At 54.1% G+C, this 17,019-nt stretch carries 16 protein-coding genes; 1 reads left to right on the top strand and 15 read right to left on the bottom strand.

Annotated elements, in window-relative coordinates:
- Positions 1-25: 25 nt before the first annotated feature.
- The 11 genes from rplT to rpsO form a co-directional block, all read right to left on the bottom strand.
- A complete protein-coding gene (rplT, locus tag EZM41_RS12470) occupies positions 26-385 on the bottom strand; it encodes a 50S ribosomal protein L20 (RefSeq protein WP_198471452.1) in 360 nt (119 codons plus the stop codon).
- 29 nt (positions 386-414) lie between these two features.
- On the bottom strand, positions 415-612 hold the full coding sequence (rpmI, locus tag EZM41_RS12465; RefSeq protein WP_198471451.1) for a 50S ribosomal protein L35: 198 nt from the start codon (positions 610-612) through the stop codon (positions 415-417).
- Positions 613-638: 26 nt separating this feature from the next.
- On the bottom strand, positions 639-1,214 hold the full coding sequence (gene infC, locus EZM41_RS12460; RefSeq protein ID WP_198471652.1) for a translation initiation factor IF-3: 576 nt from the start codon (positions 1,212-1,214) through the stop codon (positions 639-641).
- A 158-nt stretch (positions 1,215-1,372) separates the two neighbouring features.
- Positions 1,373-3,265 carry a threonine--tRNA ligase gene (gene thrS / locus EZM41_RS12455; protein WP_198471450.1) on the bottom strand — a complete coding sequence of 631 codons (1,893 nt, stop codon included), beginning with the start codon at positions 3,263-3,265 and terminating at the stop codon, positions 1,373-1,375.
- Positions 3,266-3,340: 75 nt separating this feature from the next.
- Entirely contained in the window at positions 3,341-4,081 is a 741-nt protein-coding gene (locus EZM41_RS12450) for an ABC transporter ATP-binding protein (RefSeq protein ID WP_198471448.1), read from the bottom strand.
- The gene (locus tag EZM41_RS14410; RefSeq protein WP_198471446.1) at positions 4,081-5,865 is read right to left on the bottom strand and encodes an ABC transporter permease subunit; all 1,785 of its coding nucleotides are present in this window, start codon (positions 5,863-5,865) and stop codon (positions 4,081-4,083) included. The genes EZM41_RS12450 and EZM41_RS14410 overlap by 1 nt, the downstream gene beginning before the upstream one ends.
- A gap of 6 nt (positions 5,866-5,871) precedes the next feature.
- Positions 5,872-6,783 (bottom strand): ABC transporter permease subunit, encoded by a 912-nt coding sequence (locus EZM41_RS12440; protein ID WP_198471445.1) that lies wholly within the window; start codon positions 6,781-6,783, stop codon positions 5,872-5,874.
- Positions 6,784-6,819: 36 nt separating this feature from the next.
- A complete protein-coding gene (locus EZM41_RS12435; protein WP_198471444.1) occupies positions 6,820-7,971 on the bottom strand; it encodes a branched-chain amino acid ABC transporter substrate-binding protein in 1,152 nt (383 codons plus the stop codon).
- A 79-nt stretch (positions 7,972-8,050) separates the two neighbouring features.
- The gene (gene dut, locus EZM41_RS12430) at positions 8,051-8,506 is read right to left on the bottom strand and encodes a dUTP diphosphatase (protein ID WP_232619373.1); all 456 of its coding nucleotides are present in this window, start codon (positions 8,504-8,506) and stop codon (positions 8,051-8,053) included.
- Positions 8,475-10,724, bottom strand: coding sequence for a polyribonucleotide nucleotidyltransferase (locus EZM41_RS12425; RefSeq protein WP_198471443.1), 2,250 nt, complete (start codon positions 10,722-10,724; stop codon positions 8,475-8,477). The genes dut and EZM41_RS12425 overlap by 32 nt, the downstream gene beginning before the upstream one ends.
- Positions 10,725-10,944: 220 nt before the next feature.
- A complete protein-coding gene (gene rpsO / locus EZM41_RS12420) occupies positions 10,945-11,238 on the bottom strand; it encodes a 30S ribosomal protein S15 (RefSeq protein WP_198471650.1) in 294 nt (97 codons plus the stop codon).
- A 144-nt stretch (positions 11,239-11,382) separates the two neighbouring features.
- On the opposite strand from rpsO, the gene EZM41_RS12415 reads away from it, so the two are divergent.
- Positions 11,383-11,727: a hypothetical protein gene (locus tag EZM41_RS12415; protein WP_198471442.1), complete on the top strand. Its 345-nt coding sequence runs from the start codon at positions 11,383-11,385 to the stop codon at positions 11,725-11,727.
- Between the two features lie 174 nt (positions 11,728-11,901).
- Here EZM41_RS12415 and EZM41_RS12410 read toward each other — a convergent pair whose 3' ends face one another.
- The 4 genes from EZM41_RS12410 to EZM41_RS12395 all read right to left on the bottom strand — a co-directional run bounded on the left by EZM41_RS12410 (position 11,902) and on the right by EZM41_RS12395 (position 17,019).
- Entirely contained in the window at positions 11,902-12,903 is a 1,002-nt protein-coding gene (locus EZM41_RS12410) for a potassium channel family protein (RefSeq protein WP_198471441.1), read from the bottom strand.
- A 48-nt stretch (positions 12,904-12,951) separates the two neighbouring features.
- Entirely contained in the window at positions 12,952-13,980 is a 1,029-nt protein-coding gene (gene rlmN / locus EZM41_RS12405) for a 23S rRNA (adenine(2503)-C(2))-methyltransferase RlmN (RefSeq protein WP_198471649.1), read from the bottom strand.
- Between the two features lie 402 nt (positions 13,981-14,382).
- Positions 14,383-15,291 carry an RluA family pseudouridine synthase gene (locus tag EZM41_RS12400; RefSeq protein WP_269778908.1) on the bottom strand — a complete coding sequence of 303 codons (909 nt, stop codon included), beginning with the start codon at positions 15,289-15,291 and terminating at the stop codon, positions 14,383-14,385.
- 6 nt (positions 15,292-15,297) lie between these two features.
- The gene (locus EZM41_RS12395; protein ID WP_198471439.1) at positions 15,298-17,019 is read right to left on the bottom strand and encodes a PEP/pyruvate-binding domain-containing protein; all 1,722 of its coding nucleotides are present in this window, start codon (positions 17,017-17,019) and stop codon (positions 15,298-15,300) included.

Genomic DNA, 17,019 nt, shown 5'->3' with positions numbered 1-17,019 from the left:
TTGTGAGAGCTATACAGCTTGACAGCTATTGACGCAGCGCCTCCTTGGCTGTATCTACGAGTCTGGCGAACGCCCGCATGTCGTTCACAGCCAATTCTGCCAGCATTTTGCGGTTCACCGCCACGTTTGCTTTCCTAAGACCGTTTATGAGGCTACTGTAGCTGATTCCGTTTATCCGAGCCGCCGCGTTTATCCGCGTTATCCAGAGCCTGCGGAATTCTCGCTTTTTGGCCTTGCGATCCCGATATGCGTTAGTCAGAGAGCGCAGGTATGCCTCTTTCGCTCTCCTATACACGTTCTTTTTGCGGCCATAATAGCCTTTCGTTATATTAAACAGTTTCTTTCGCTTGCTGTCGCTGGCGCTTCCGCCTTTAACCCGCGGCATCGAACTTCACCTCTTCATATTGTAAATTGCTAAGCATAGGGCAACAGACTCTTGACGCGTTTGCCCATTGTTGGGTTTAGACACCCCTTTTTCCTTAGGCGACGTATGCGAGTCTGCGGCTTGCCGCTCAACAAGTGACTGCGGCCGCTTTTTTTATAGACCACTTTGCCGGTGGCCGTAACCCTAAACCGTTTTTTTGCTCCCGAATGAGTTTTAAGCTTCGGCATTTGTCATCCTCCTAAGATGTGCAACGTCATTCCAAAGCCTCTTCTTTAGCTTTTGGGGCCTCTTCTCTTTTTTCCTTGCCCTTTTGCGGAAGAGGCATTAAAGTCATCCGCATATAGCGCCCTTCCATGATGGGCCCGGCGTCCATGCGCCCGATGTCGCTACAATCGCGCGCCACGCGCTCCAATAGTTCTCTGCCCTTGTCCAGGAAAGACATCTCTCTGCCCCTGAAAAAGACCGAAACCCTGACACGATGGCCATCGACCAAGAATTCCCTTATCTTGCGAGTTTTGAAATTGTAGTCGTGCTCGTCGATCTTGGGGCGCATCTTCATCTCTTTCAGACTTTGAACCTTCTGCTTCTTGCGGGCCTCTTTGTCCCTCTTCTGGAGCTTATATTTATACTTGCCATAGTCCATGATGCGGCAGACGGGTGGATCGGCAAGCGGGGCCACCTCGACCAAATCAAGCCCTCTTTCTTCTGCAATGCGAAGCGCCTCCGGGGCGGTCATTACGCCCAGCTTTTTGCCCTCATCGTCTATGACCAAAACCTGAGCGGCCCATATCTCCCTGTTGACGCGGGGCTCCTCCGTACTTGTAGTTATAGATGCTCACCTCCATATATAATCACAAACTGCCTTTAGCCCCGGCAGCTCTCTCGCCGCTTGAGGCCACTCTCAAAACGACTAAAACTATAAAGCATGCACGGCGTCTTTGCAACCCCAGACAACAATGAGTTGACGATAAATGAGGACAAAAGACGCTAAAACGGGTTGAACTCCTGATTCAACAGGCCCTTTAGCCCTTCAAGGCCCATCTCGCCGAGATCTCCCTTGGTGCGTTCCCTCACCGAAACCTTACGGCCTTCCGCCTCTTTCGCACCTACCACCAGCATATATGGCACCTTCTGAAGTTGGGCATCGCGGATCTTCCTCGAGAGCTTTTCTTCCCTCAGGTCCACCTCCGTTCGCACACCCCAATTCCTCAAGGCAGTTTCCACTTCTCGCGCGTAAGACAAAAAGTCGTCCTTCACCGGGAGGATGCGAATCTGCACGGGGGCAAGCCAGTAGGGGAAGGCTCCTGCGTAGTGTTCTATGAGGATGCCCAAAAAGCGCTCGATGCTGCCCAAGACGGTGCGATGCAGCATAACAGGGCGACGATGGCTTCCGTCCGCCGCCACATAGGTTACATCGAACTTCTCGGGCATCTGAAAGTCGAGCTGAATCGTGCCGCACTGCCAGCTCCGCCCTATGCAATCCTCAAGGTGAAAGTCTATCTTTGGCCCGTAAAAGGCACCGTCGCCGGGATTCAGCTTATACGGCGTGTCCGATTCGTCAAGGGCCTCTTTGAGGGCCGATTCGGCCATCTCCCACTGCGACAATTCGCCCATCGCGTTTTCCGGCCGCGTGGAGAGCTCGACGCGATACGGAAACCCGAAGACGTCGCCGTATATATGGTGCATCAGATCCATTATCCCCAATATCTCACTTTTGATCTGATCCTCAGTCACGTAAAGGTGCGCATCGTCCTGGGTAAAGCAGCGTACGCGCATGAGACCGTGCAAGACGCCGGAGCGCTCATGACGATGAACCGTGCCGAGCTCCGCCATCCTCAAAGGCAGATCGCGGTAGCTCCTCAGTTGGCTCTTGTAAATGAGGATGCTCCCGGGGCAATTCATCGGCTTTATGGCGAAAGGACGACCATCGATCTCGGTAAAATACATGTTCTCCCTGTAGTGGTCCCAATGGCCCGAACGGATCCATAGGCTCTGTTCCAGTATCAGCGGGGTGCGCACCTCCATATACCCGCGCTTGACGTGTTCTTTTCGCCAAAAATCGAGCAGCACGTTTACGATCGTCATGCCCTTCGGATGGAAGAACGGGAAACCAGGACCTTCCGGTTGAATGCTGAACAGGTCCAGATCTCTCCCCAACTTCCTGTGGTCACGTCTTTTGGCCTCTTCGAGCCTATCAAGGTAGCTTCTGAGCGATTCGGCCGTGGAAAAGGCAGTGCCATAGACGCGGACGAGCATCGGGTTGCGCTCGTCCCCCCGCCAGTATGCCCCTGCCAGCGAGAGCAATTTGAAATAACGGATATACGACGTGTTGGGCACATGGGGCCCTCTGCAGAGGTCTATAAACTCTCCCTGCCTGTAAAGGGAAATCAATGGGTCTTCTATCTCCTCGATCAGTTCGAGTTTGTAAGTTTCCTCTCTCTCTTTGAAAATCGAGATAACTTCATCCCTGGGCAGTTCAATCCTCTCGACGGGAAGCGCTTCTTTGACGATGCGCCCCATCTCTTCCTCTATCTTTTGCAGGTCATCCTCCGTCAGACTCTGGGGCGGATCCACATCGTAATAGAAGCCGTCTTCCACGGCCGGACCTATGCCGAGCTTTGTCCCCGGGTAAAGCCGCTTTATGGCTTGAGCCATCAAGTGAGATGCCGAGTGACGCAATATGTCGAGGCCTTCTTCAGTCGAGGCGAGTATAGGCTCCACGACGGCGTCATCCGGAACAAAAGCGTTTAAGTCTACGGGTATGCCGTTCACCTTGGCCGCTATGGCGCCCTCCTCTTCGCCACAAAGACGAAGCACATCTTGCACTCTTACGGCTTTTGCTTCGGCAGTTTCACCAGAAGATTTTCTATAGACGGGCATTTCATCTCCTCCTCGCAAAAAACTAAAACCAGTTCAATTTCATTATAACGTATGTCAAGAGCACGCTCTAAAAAACTATCGCCTGATGGCAGCACCGCCTAAATAGGCAGCCCTGAGGCGCGGGTCGCCCGCGAGCTCTTTCGCCTTGCCCTCAGCATGCACTTTGCCGGTTTCTAGGATATAGCCATAACTCGCCACGCTCAAGCTTTTTCTGGCGTTCTGCTCCACCAGTAGTATGGAAACCCCTCTTTCTCGGTGAATTTGCTCGATCACTCTAAAGATTTCCTGTACCAAAAGCGGTGCCAACCCCAAAGACGGTTCGTCTAAGAGCATAACTTGCGGACGAGATACGAGGGCACGACCGATGGCCAGCATCTGTTGTTCTCCTCCGGATAGGGTACCTGCGAGCTGCCTTTTTCTTTCCTCGAGTATCGGGAAAAGTTCATATACCCGGCGCATCTCTCGCTCGGCGTCTTGAGGGGTCATCTTGTCCCTGACGCCATAGTTCCCCAACTGCAAATTTTCCTCCACCGTAAGCGTGGAGAAAATCCTCCTGCCCTCCGGCACATGGGCCAATCCCAAGGATGGAAGTCGAAACGGAGGGTATTTCCTCATGTCTTCGCCTTTGAACTTAATGATGCCGCCTGTCAAGGGCAAAATACGAGATATGGCCTTTAGGAGGGTCGTTTTGCCCGCCCCATTCGCCCCCAAAACAGTTACTATATCTCCCTCTCCCAACGAGAGGGAGATGCCCTTTAAAGCCTCTACAGCTCCGTAACGAACTCGCACGCCTTCAGCAACTAATATCGGCGGCATTATTCATCCTTGCCCAAATAAGCTTCTATTACCCGGGGATTATTGTATATCTCCCGCGGCAGTCCTTCGGCGATCTTCACTCCCATGTCCATCACCACTACCTTGTCAGAAATGCCCATCACCACGTTCATATCGTGTTCTATCAATAAAAGGGTCAACCCTTCGTCTTTTGTCAGCTTCTTTAGGAAATCCATCAGTTCCTCAGTTTCTTTATCGTTGAGTCCGGATGATGGCTCATCGAGTATCAAAAGCAGCGGATCGGATGCCAACGCTCGCGCTATCTCGAGCCATTTCTGCTTGCCATAGGGAAGGCTTCTGGCCAGATCGTCGCGATGGGGCCAAAGCCCCACCTGATTCAGGCGATAGGCAGCTTTTTTCAGCAACTCCGCCTCCTCCCGGCGCTCTTCGGGGGTGCGCCATAGGGAAGACCATACTCCGCTCCTCCCACAGCAGTGGGAGCCGGCCATGACGTTTTCCATGCACGTAAGATTTGGGAATAGGCGAATATTTTGAAACGTTCGAGCCATGCCGAGGCTCGTTATGGAATGCGGCTTGAGGCCGGTGACATCTTTCCCAAAGAAGAGGATCCTCCCTTTTGCGGGTTTATGGATGCCGGTCACCACATTGAACACGGTCGTTTTGCCCGCCCCATTCGGACCTATGAGGCTGGTCGCCTCTTTCCTCCTTACGACCATGTGAAAATCGCGAACCGCTACCAGGCCACCGAAGCGCATCGTAAGATTTTCAACCCGAAGAACCTCGTCGCCCTCTGCCAGGTTGCGTTCATCCCAACGCGGTTTAAGCTCCAGCGAGGGCCCACTTCCCCCGGCGTCCACGGCCGCTGCGCCTATATCCAAAAAAGAGCCAAACGCCGCGCCTTCCCTCTTCCTGGGCCATATGCCGCCCGGACGAAGGATCATCATGGCTACCAGGGCGCCGCCGAAAAAGAGCATTCGGAAATTGGCCACCGCCCTAAATATCTCCGGGAATACGCTCACGATGCCGGCACCTGCTATCGTGCCGGGGATGGACCCCAATCCGCCTAACAGAACTATACAAAACAACAAAGACGACTCCATAAACGTAAAGCTTTCGGGAGAGACCACCATGATCTTGCTGGCGTAGATGTTTCCGGCTACACCGGCAAGGGCCGCGCCGAGGACAAAAGCCAAGAGTTTATAGTGGCGCACGTCTATTCCTGAGCTTTCGGCAGCGATCTCGTCCTCCCTTACGCAGTTCCACGCCCTGCCCAAGCGCGAACGCTGAAGACGAACGAGCGCCGCAATGGAGATAGCTATGATGATCCAGACGTAGAAGTAATAACCCCTTGGCGAACTGATGACGAAAGGGCCCAAAGCCGGCATGCTCACGCCCGTAATACCGTTTGGGCCGCCCGTTATTTCGAAGGGGTTATTGATCAAGGCCAACCTGACGATCTCCCCTATGCCAATCGTCACGACACAAAGATAATCGCCGCGCAGGTGGATGATAGGCGAGACTACAAGATAGGCAAAAGTTGCGGAAACCAATGCGCTCACCGGGATAAGGTACATCACGGGAACGCCGAAGCGAACGTTCAAAATCGCCGTCGCATAAGCGCCAACAGCGTAAAACGCGGCATGTCCCAAGTCAAATAGCCCCACTTCGCCCAAGACTATATTGAGACTCAAGCCCAGCAGCGCATAAATACCGAAGAAAAATGCCACATCTATCAAATAGGCGCTCACAAGGAAAGGATAGAGCAGAAAAAATGCCACAGCAGCCGCAAGGAGGAATTTCTTCATCGGCAACTACACCTTCTCGGCAATCCGCTCGCCCACAAGTCCGGTCGGACGGACGATGAGGACCAGGATCAGGACGAGAAAGGTAAAGACATCTTTCCACGCGCTTGAGATGTAAGCGGCCCCCAGCATCTCCAGGATGCCCAAAAGCAGGCCGCCCACCATGGCGGCAGGGATATTTCCTATGCCGCCCAAGATGGTGGCGGTAAAGGCTTTGAGCCCGTAATTCCAACCCATGGCAAAGGAGATCTGGCGATAGTACATGCCGTTCATAATTCCCGCCATGCCTCCCAAAGCCGGCCCCAGGAAAAATATGAACCGAATCACCGCGTCGACATCCACTCCGAGCATCGTGGCCATCTCTCGATCCAAGGCCGTCGCGCGAATTGCAGCCCCGAATCTGGTCTTCTGCACGATGTAATATAACATCGCCATGAGAAAAAGAGAAAATAGCAAAATGAAAGATTGCATGGCCGTGATGCGCAATCCCGCTATATTCCACGACACAGAGGGCACGACGGTCGCAGGGTAAGCTTGGTAACGAGGCCCCCATATGGCCATGATGGCGTTCTCAAGGAATATGGAAACGCCGAGCGCGGAGACCACGAGAGGAAGCCGCCCGGCTGCCGTGACAGGCCTGTACGCGATCCTCTCCATGGCCAAGCCGGCAGCCCCCACCAAAAGAAACGCGCACGCCATGGCGATGGCCATGCCGGCCCAAACGCCGAAGGTGCGCGTTATGATGCACGAACCGTAGACGAGAATAGCATAACCAACATAACTACCCAAGGCAAAGAGATCCCCGTGGGCAAAATTTATGAGTTTCATCACGCCGTAGACCATCGAATACCCCAAGGCTACAAGGGCATAAAACGAACCGATAGTAAGCCCGTTAACGAGCTGTTCTAAAAATACGCCCACGGGGACCTATCCTTCGCTTATCCTCAATAATCTCTTCTAAGGCTTGTAAAGCACTATATTGCCTTCGCCGTCGACGACATACATCTTATAGGGAACTCCCTTCCTGTCGCCTCGCTCGGTGAAAGCTATCGCTCCGGTCACACCGGTGCACCCTTCCATCTGGTTGCGCAAGACAGATGCGATCGCATCGGAATCGGCGGGACCCGCTTTATCGATGGCCCATGCAAGCGCAAAGGCCGCATCGGCGGCGTATACCGGCCAGGGGCTCGAAGGAATATCGCCGTGTTTGGAACGATAAAGCTCGAGGAAACGCTTGGACTTCGGCGTATCCAAGTCGCTGGGCATCGGCTCTTGAGTGAGCAAGGAGCCTTTGGCGTACTCAAGGCCGGCAATCTTCACGAAGTCGCTGTTGATGGCCGCATTACCGCCGACGAAGGGACAGGTCACGCCGGCATCGCGCCCCTGGCGCACCAAAAGCCCCGCCTCAGGATAATACCCGGTGAAATACCACACATCGGGCTTCGCTTCCCTGAGTTTCGTGATCGAGGGTGAGAAATCCTTCTCGCCCGGCGCTATGGCGTCGTAGTATACGAGCTCTGCCTTACCTACCTCGATATAGGGCTTTAAGGCGTTCTTCGCCTCCTCGGCCACGCCCTTCGCAAAGGTGGTATTGTCGTGCATGATCGCTATCCGCTTGGCCCCCATGACTTCAACTGCATACTGGGCGAAAAACTGCCCTTGGGCATCGTCGCGACCACAGGTGCGGAAGAAATACTTGCGCTCTTTGGCCATGGTGAGCTTGACCGCCGTGCTACCGTAGGCAATGTCCACCATCTTGTTTTGCTCGTAGATGTCGGCGGCGGGCTCGTTGACCGATGAGCCATAGGTACCTATGACTGCCGCCACCTTCTGAGACACGAGCCTTTGGGCTGCCAGCGCGCTATCCTTGGGGTTTGACGCATCATCAGCTACGACAAGCTCGATCTCTTTGCCGCCCAGGATGCCGCCCTCCTCGGCGATCATCTGAAGAGCCACCTCGACGGACTGCCTCGCCATTTGTCCTTCATAAGCCCACTGACCCGTGATCGGAGCCTGAAGGCCTATCTTCACCGCCTCCGCAGCGCCTGCCGCGCTCGACATCGCAAAAAAAACGAAAACCGCTAAAAATGCCATCGAAAACCTCTTCATCCTTCTCGTTCCTCCTTTCGCTTTATCGTAGCAATTTACAGCGGGCAGCATAGATCGCTACGCTGCCCATTGCCGTCAACTACAACCCCGTGCTACCGAAACCGCCCTTTCCCCTCTCCGTGTATGAAAGCTCGTCTACTACCTGCAGCTCCCCCCGCGCCACGGGAGCAATGACTAATTGGGCGATCCTGTCGCCGACTTCGATATGGAAAGGGTCCTTGCCGTGATTTATGAGGATCACCCTCACCTCGCCCCTGTAGTCGGAATCCACGGTACCGGGAGCGTTTAAGACCGTAACTCCCCACTTCAAAGCGAGCCCACTGCGGGGACGGACTTGCCCTTCGTAACCCGATGGAAGTTCAATGCATAAGCCAGTTCCCACGGAGACCCACTCTCCAGGATTTATCGTCACTTCTTCCGCCGCCGGCAGGTCCATACCGGAAGCGCCGAGCGTCACGTAAGAGGGAAGCTTGCACGACAGCGCTTCACGCTTCCGTGCTACTTTAACGGTTATCATCCCTTCTTCTGTATCCATGGGATCGGCGGTCCCCCCCCTCACTGCGACCGTGAGAAGGTCGAGACGCCGGATGCGATGCGGCAAAGCTCTCCTCATGCTCCTTTTCTACAGCCAACATGGCCCTACACTCCTCGTCCAACTCGAGTTCGTCGGCCTTCTCCAAAAGGCGCTTGCGCGTGAGATTGATCCTGCCCAGATCGTCTATCTCTTTTACCATGACCAGCACTTTGTCGCCGACCTTTAAAAAGTCCTCAACCTTGGGCACTCGACGATCGCTGATCTCGCTGACGTGGAGGAGGCCTTCTTTGCCTGGCAAGACTTCCACAAAGGCGCCGAAGTTCATTATGCGCGTCACAGTGCCCGCATACACCTCGCCGGCACGCACATCTTTCGTTATGCCGGAGATTTCTTTGATCGCAGCGTGAGCGGCATCTTCCGAAGAGGCGGCCACGTAAACGCGACCGTCATCCTCCACGTTGATCTTCACTCCTGTCCTCTGGACGATATCGCGTATCGTCTTGCCGCCCGGACCGATGATCTCCCTGATCTTCTCCTGAGGCACGGTCATGGTGAAGATACGCGGAGCGTTGGAGGAAAGCGACTCGCGCGGAGACGGAATGGCGCTCTCCATGATATCGAGTATCGCCAGTCGTGCCTCTTTAGCCTGAGAGAGGGCCCGCTCGAGTATCCCTCTATCTATACCGCCCGCTTTGTTGTCCATCTGCAGGGCGGTTATGCCGTCGCGGGTCCCTGCCACCTTGAAATCCATGTCACCGTAGTGGTCCTCCAGCCCTTGAATGTCCGTGAGGATTTCCACCTTGTCCCCCTCTTTTATCAGGCCCATAGCGACACCGGCACATGCCTTTTTTACCGGAACACCGGCGTCCATCAGACTCATGCTGGCCCCGCAGACGCTGGCCATGGAGCTTGAACCGTTGGATTCCAAGATGTCAGATACCACGCGCACTATGTATGGGAAATCGCCCTCTTTGGGGACGAGGGGCGCTATGGCTCTCTCTGCAAGCGCGCCATGGCCTATCTCTCTGCGCCCAGGGCCTCTCATTGGGCGTACCTCTCCGACCGAGAAAGGAGGGAAGTTATAGTGAAGCATGAAATGCTTGGGCGGTTCATCCAACTTCAAGCTGTCGAGTATCTGCTCGTCCTCGCCTACCATGCCGAGGGTCGTAACCACGAGAGCTTGCGTTTGGCCGCGCGTGAAGAGCGCAGAGCCGTGGGTGCGCGGCAAAACCCCAACCTCGCAGCTTATCGGGCGAAGTTCATTCATGGCTCGTCCGTCCGGACGCCTCTTCTCCTCGAGGATCATGGCCCGCAGCTCCCTTTTCACGTGGCCTTCCACTGTCGAGACTACATATGCCGCAGAGTCGGGATAGGAGCTTTGGAAGCGCTCCACGGCTCGTTTGATAACGTCGCTTATGGCCGTATTGCGCTCTTTCTTCTCATTGATCCGAACTGCTCTACGTATGCCTTCAAGGCATTCTTCAGCTATCCACTCGTCGATTTCGGGTATCGACTGAAGCGGAGGGACTTCCGCTTTCGGTTTGCCGAGACGTTCGCGAATCTTTACCAGCTCCGCCGTTATCTTTCTTATTTCCGCCTGCGCCAGATCCAAGGCCTCTATCATCAAATCCTCCGGTATCTCATTGGCGCCGGCCTCTACCATCGTGATGCCGTCGGCATGACCAGCCACGACTAGATCCAACTCGCTGTGGGCCATCTCTTCCTCTGTAGGGTTCACGATAAAATGCCCATCGATGCGACCGATGCGCACAGCCCCTACCGGCCCATTCCACGGAACATCGGAAATGGTCAAAGCAGCAGATGCGCCGTTTATTGCGGGTACGCTGGGGGCATTCTGCTGGTCCACGGAGAGCACCATGGCCACCACATGGACATCGTTGCGCAAATCCTCAGGGAAAAGCGAGCGGATCGAGCGGTCGATGAGGCGGGCATTGAGTATCGCTCCCTCAGACGGGCGCCCCTCCCTCTTGATAAACCCGCCGGGGATTTTGCCGGCCGCGTAAAAACGCTCTTCGTAATCAACTAATAAGGGGAAAAAGTCCAACCCCTCCCGCGGTTCTTCTGACATACAGGTCGTAACCAAAAGCACTGTATCGCCGCATGAAACCTTGACGGCCGCATTGGCCTGTTTGGCTAAGTGGCCATACTCAAAGATAATATCGCGATCACCCACGGCAATCCGAAAAACATCCGTCATCCTTCTATCTCTTCCTCCTCTTTCGCCTTCTTATGGTTAGCAAAAGCATGTCGTAGGCTCCTCTTTGGAGTTTCGATGCCTATCCTTAGCGTTCCCATATCGTCGCGCTCGGTGTGGCACGACATTTTAACCGACATGCACAATCCGCAAACAGGAAAAACAGAGGCAAGAGCACCGCCCCCGCCTCTCTCGCACATAAACTGCCCTGTATAGAAGATCCTCAATGCCTCAAACCGAGGCGCTGAATGAGATCTCTGTATCGACCGAAATCTTTCTCTCTCAGATAGTTCAACAACTTGCGCCGTTTGCCCACCATTTTGAGAAGCCCTCTTCGAGAGTGGTGATCTTTGCCGTGAACCTTCAAGTGCTCGGTTAATTGATTTATACGATGCGTCAAGATCGCCACCTGCACCTCTGGAGATCCTGTATCCGCAGCGTGAATACGGAACTCGTCAATGATGTGCCCTTTTGTTTCTTTGTCCACCCGTCTCACCTCATAAACACGAAATCCCATTGCCAAGGGAGGGCAAGGCCCGCTCTGAGCAAGGGTGTATTTATTTTAACACGTATGCCGCGCACATAACAACAACTCGGTTTTTCCTCGGCACGGCAGTACATGAAAAACAACTCACCCTGCACAGAGAGCGAGAACTGGCCTATGGTGAGGACATATACCTGGCGAAGGAGATATGATACCGATGAGAAGCTTGAAGCGCTCTGGCTTTTGCTCAGGCTCATAACGATAAGGCACAATATATTTATGCCACATATGAGGCTCGTATCGAGACAAAAGGAGGACGGGAAAGTACACAAGACCTACGATATGGATATACCGCTAAATAGGGCCTTAAAGGGTCCGACGGCCGACGCAGATACAAAAGAAAATCTCACTAAGTCCAGAAACGCCACAGACATAATCAAGCTCTCAGAGCAGATAGAACAGGCATCTGAAAAACCGTCTCGTGCCTCTGAGAAAAACTCTAAGAGGCTTAACGATGCCTAAACAGAAATACATTTCAGAGAGATTTAATTTTGAGGAAAGATACGGCAAAGGCGTGTTTGCCAACCTGAAAATGCTCCTGATTGGTGATACATGTACCGATTGAAGTCGACATCTTAATTTCCTACAGCGAAGCTTCTGAAGAGTAAAGGCATTTTTAGGTACTTTTTGTCCTTCTTACCCGACTTGCGAACCTGCTTTTCTCAAAGCATCGATATTTTTCGGAGGACCCAGTACTATTATCTCATCTCCAGACTCTAATCGAAAATCCCCGGACGGGTTGTATTCCACAACTCCGGATGGGCGCCGGACGGCAATTACCATTAAATTATATTCGCGCCTCAGCGGAGATTCTGCCAAAGTCAAACCCACCAAGGAACTATCGTCTGCCAGTTTGAGAGAATCAAAACTCAAATCCATGTCTTTGGACAGCTCTATCAACTCTAAAAAATCCGCAACTGCCGGCGACGTCGCAGCGCGATACATCGCAATGGCGCCAGTTCGAGCTGGGTTGACTACCTTATCAGCGCCAGCTCGATACAATAGGCTTATTCCTTGTCTCTCGTTGGCCCTAGCGACAATCCGCAGTTTCTTGTTCAGCGCTCTTGCCGTCAAAACTGCGTAAACGCTTTGAGCGTCCGAGGAAAGAGCTACGACCATCCCCTTCGCCCTTTCTATGCCAGCTTCCGACAATGTATATTCCTGCGTAGCGTCTCCCACGATGGCAATGCATCCCTTATCTTTGGCTTCCGAGACCTTCTTTTCGTCGCTATCGATTGCGATGAAATCTATACGTTTATTCAGCATTTGCTCGGCTACCTGACTACCAACTTTGCCAAGGCCGCATATGATCCAATGATCATGCGCGTCGTGCATCCTGCGATCCCTCCTCATGGCAAGGGCCTCAGAAATCCTTTCGACGAAAAAATGCTGGGCCAATTGCGTCAGCGCTATCCCTGCAATGCCAAATCCGCTCACTACGAACGCTATCAAAAAGAGTTTTGCCTGGGGTGTCAAATTAGGTGGAGCTTCGTAACCTACTGTGGTGAGGGTGATCACTGTGTAAAACAACGCATCATACCAAGATAAATCGGTAGTAACTCTAAGTCCGATGGCCCCTGTAAACAACACGCCGCCCAACACTGCCAACCATAAAGTAGCCTTCTTATGTCTTGCCATCGGCTTCCACTTCCCTCGTTGAGTCAACCCCCATCGAAGACAAAGGAATTATATCAATGTGCGGCGTCGCAACTGACCGCAAGCTGCCTCTATGTCGACACCCAACCCTTTGCGCAGGGCCACCTCGTATCCCAATTCTTCGAGCCTTTTCCTGAACGCCTCCACCCTTCCGCGAGGAGGCCGCTTGAAAGACCCATCAGTGGGATTATAAGGTATCAGGTTGATGTAAACATGGAGGCCTTTGAGGTAATCGGCAAGCTCGTCGGCCAGGCTCAGCTCGTCATTGATGTCGCTTATGAGCATGTATTCTATGGAGATGCGCTCTCCGGTAATCTCCTGAAAACTCTTAAGGGCTTTATACAGCGAACTCAGAGGATTTGAGACGTTGACCGGCATAAGCTGCGTCCGTAGGTCATCGTTGGGGGCATGAAGCGAAACGGCGAGGCGTACCTTCAAGCCGGAATGCGCCAGGGCCCTTATGCCGGACACGATGCCTACGGTCGAGATGGCAATGTGGCGGATGCCGAGAGCGCGCATCTTGGGATGGTTCAGGTTGCGGACACTATCGAAAACCGCATCCAGATTCAGGAACGGCTCTCCCATACCCATATACACTGCGTTTTCTATGGAGTCGCCGATGTCGGCTTCCATGGCCAGGAATTGCCCGACAATTTCGCCGGAGGTGAGGTTTCGCACGAAGCCGCTCTTACCGGTAGCGCAAAAAGAGCATCCCAAAGGACAACCCACCTGTGTCGAAAGGCACGCCGTATCGCGCCCTTCGTAGCGCATTACTACAGACTCTACGCTTTCCCCGTCGTGCAACTTCCACAGATACTTTATGGCATCGCCACGGCTGGACTGCCTTCGCTCAATCAAAACCGGCAGAGAAAGATCAAGCGCTTCTTTTAAGCGCGAGCGCAGGGGCAAAGACAGATTGGTCATGTCGTCGAAGCCAAGAACCCGCTTTTTGTAAATCCAGTCGCAAACCTGGGAGGCCCTATATCTCGGCTCCTTCCATCCCTCGAACAAGGCCTCCCATTCTTCGCACTTTAGATCGAGAGCTTCTCTTTTCTTCAAGCTTTCAAGCTCTACCTCCAAATCAGCAACTTCCGAAGTCCAAAACGGCCGTGTCAATCGCGAGCGTGCTGCGCAGGAACTCCCTCTTCACGTCCAAGCGGACCACGTTATCGCGAAACTGCATGTCCTTTGGCACCCACACGGTAAAGCCGTCCTCCGCGAGAGAGAGGAACTTTTCCCTATCGCTCGGAGAGCCGCCCTTCACGAGGGCAGAAAGGAACGCGCTTCAGCCAAATCCGACCTTTCCCAAAGCTACGGTGACCTCGCTCGTTCCCATCCTGCGAAGCTTGTCTTTCGCTTCTTCTGTAATTTCAAGCCTTAGATCTGCCACAATATCCCCTCCCATTTGCTCTGGTAGGTCGATTATACCCCATGGGGGCAATATTGAAAAGCCGCCGCGCCTTACCCGAGGAGTGCCGTCTGAGGAGGGAGAAGCCTCTCGAAGTCGGGCGGCAAAGGGGCGATGAGCCTCATATTAGAAAGGACAGAGAGCGCGTCGGGCATATCGCCAAAAGAGAGTTCGCGCGCATGAAGCAGGGGGCGCAAGGCATTTTCCCAACGCCTCGCTACAAGGCCACCATATTTTACGTCTCCCACTATAGGATAGCCTATGGCAGCAAGGTGGGCTCTTATCTGATGAGGCCTTCCGGTAACGAGCTCCATTTCGGCGAGAGTGAAGTCTTTCCATCGCAAAATGGCGCGATATCGTGTCAGGGCGCGCGAGCCCCTTTGCGACACAAAGGTGATATTGCTCTCGGTATCCTTTTCGAGCGGCAGATCGATCTCCCCCCTATCGGGGAGGTCGCCGATCACGACGACCCAGTAACGCTTAAAAATCTTCCCTTCCCGCATGGCAACGGAGAGAGAGCGCAGAGAGAGCCCATCCAGCGCCGCCATGACCAGACCGGAAGTATTTCTATCGAGACGATGAACCAGCGTGGGAGGAAAGCCGCCTTCTCGCCCGTACATGGCCACGATGCGCCCCAAAAGGCTGTCTGAAGTGCGACTCGACGGTTGGCTCAGCAGGCCTGCGGGTTTGTTGGCCACGAGCATATGCTCGTCGATGTAAACCACATCGACCGGGCCAGGCATGGGGCGCGTTCCCCTCGTTGAAGGCGCTTCCCAGGGAACGCTCACCCTTTCTCCTTCGCGCAGACGAGAGGAAGGGTGAGCCTTTCGACCGCAGACCCTGACGTTACCTTTGCGGATGGAGCGCATGATGGCACTCAAAGGCACCGCCGGCCAAAGACCCCTCAAGACCTTATCCAGCCTCCGCCCATCGTCATGCCGCGAAACCTTGAATTCGTACAAACTCTCTCACCCGGCAAGGTCGTCTATAACCACGCCGACGTTGCGCTCGCCGTCCATATAGACAGAAAAACTCCCTCGATAGAGCCGCACTGTGGGGTGAAGTGTGGCTTCGTGTGGGGTCTTTTCAAACCAACCCTGATCGAAGACGTTGTCAGCTTCTCCCTCGAACACCGGCATGTAAAGGACGTTTTCCTCCTCGAGATCGGCGAAGAAGTGGGTGCCGTAAGAGAGCTCGGGCATGAAGCCCAACTTTGGCAAGCCGACCTCAACAATGCAACGACAGTTGGTGAGCTCGTGATATTGCACGGGGACGCCGAGCTCTGGATTGCTCGACCCCACCCTCCCAGGCGCAACCAGGATATAACGCTCGCCCCCAAGGAGCTTGTTCAACTCACCGAGGGCCTTGACTACCCCAGCGTAATCCTTATCCGCCGCATAACTGCGATAATCCACATACACTAGGCATGGGCATCCTTCGACAAAGCCGTCGGTGACCATGCGGTTAGCTTTGAGTATCACGCGTTTGCCCGACAGGTCGGGGATCTTTTTGCCGCCCATCGGTTTATTCTCCCATAGAGGGCGCGCCTCCAAGAGTTCAAGGTTGTCGTCTTCCGTCTCGTAGGCGAATTCGACATACGCGGCCATGCCCATGGCCTCTTCGAGAAACGAAAGTAGCCCCTTCATCCGCTCGAAGAAGTGTCGGTAGCGCCTCGGAAAATCCTCAAAGGTGAAACACGGCTTGGTGCCAGGAGAAGGAGGATCTAAAAGGAGGCTCCCCAAAAAATCGAAATATCCGCCTTCGGAGCCCGGGCGGTAAACTTGCGCCAATACCCCAAGGTCGTCATGATACTTCATCAGGTCGCGCCACATCCTCTTGATGTCGAGGGTCACGATTCCCTTTGTCATGCCGTCCAAAGCCTGAAAGCGTTCTTGGGCCTGGCGCATTATCTTGAACGGATCATGCCCTTCTGGCCTCAGATACGGATTAGTAAGCGAGAAAGTCCTGGCATACCCCCTCCTCGTGCTGATCGTCCCCAAGCCGAAACAGAGGCGCACCATCCCATCTTCGACCTTAATGCGAGGCGACCAGCGTCTGTAGTTCCTCGAATAAGCCACGCCCGCCGTGGTGGGGTAATAATAGCGCCCGCGCCACTTCCCGGCCATGCGCATGACCACCACACCCATGGCGTCGTCCCCTAACCCATGCCTCGATCTGTAGCTCTCCGCGGCCTGAGAGAAGGTGCTGGCGTAGACGAGCTTTATGGCTCGCTCCAACTTCCACAGGCGCGAGGTCATCGATCCGCCTTCGGTCAGAAACGTAGTTAGATATTTGCCCACGAAGGAACGTTCCGTTGAATCTTCGAGAAGACTGCTGCTTCGCACTACCAGCGGAGCGCTCACGTCAGACAGGAAGGACTCCAATCTCTTATACACATATTCTGGAAGCGGACGCGACAGAAATAGCCCCTGAACGGCTTCAAAGGGCATCCCTCTCAAGTCGAAACCCTTTAAACTCGAAAGAAAGTCCCGGAATACCCCAACGCCTATAAAAATAGAGGGAGGAAAAGAAACGCGCACCGCCTCCGGGCCTCTATCCCTCAAAACCTTCATGGCGAAAAGGAGGGAGCGCCCCTTTCCCCCGACGTGCCCGTCGCCTACGATGAGCGACGAGAGTTCGCTGTCCCCGGCGGGATCCCACAAAAAATATGCCCTGCGTGCGTCATTCAT

Origin of the sequence: Acetomicrobium sp. S15 = DSM 107314 (assembly GCF_016125955.1) — a bacterium.
GTDB classification, from domain to species: domain Bacteria; phylum Synergistota; class Synergistia; order Synergistales; family Thermosynergistaceae; genus Thermosynergistes; species Thermosynergistes pyruvativorans.
This window is presented reverse-complemented; position numbering and strand designations above follow the sequence as displayed.